Genomic DNA, 679 nt, shown 5'->3' on the forward strand with positions numbered 1-679 from the left:
AAGCAGTAATAACCCCTCAAACATGATGACGGCGCTGAGCAGTAAATCGGCATATTTGTGATGCCTTTGTACTTTTATGAGATAGCAGATCCCTAAGCAGGCGATGGCACTGAAGGCATGCAAAACGCTTAACCCCCAATGATTTTCGAGCGATTGGACGATAGCGCCGTACACCAATAGTGTGGCGGCAATGCTAGAACACAGAAAAACGATTTTCTTTTTTCTCGTCGAGCGGATATCCGCCATTTCTTCTAGGCGAGCCCCGGCCAATGTCGACATCTTCTATCCCTACTTAAATTGATATGTACGTCTATTCTAGGCGGTATTTTAGCGATAAATAGAATAACAAAATCGCCAAATGTGAACTTAGTCATGTTGCGAGGTGATTGAATCTTGTAAGGAATTTTCTGGGTGTGACGACGCTAAGGGTTTTGTTTATTACGATATCTATCGATATGTTGCCTGCAATATGGTGATGACGGTTACAAAGTTACCTTGATGTGTGCACGTTGATAAATACAGATAATGCATAAAAACGGTTGTTGGCGAGTCGATTCTCAATTCGCTGAATGGCATCATTTAACGGCGTTAAGCCACTTATCAACCGCGTACCTATTGAGCTCATTGTTCGTCAGTCGATGATCTCTAAGCTCCGTCAATGAGTCGCGTGGGCTTGAAA

General features: G+C 43.3%; 1 pseudogene. It reads right to left on the bottom strand.

From position 1 onward, the window contains the following. Window positions 1–279: pseudogene (locus tag R7190_RS27745) on the bottom strand (GGDEF domain-containing protein); the annotation flags it as partial. Between the last annotated feature and the right edge of the window lie 400 nt (window positions 280–679).

Source organism: Vibrio sp. 1078-1 (assembly GCF_033340475.1).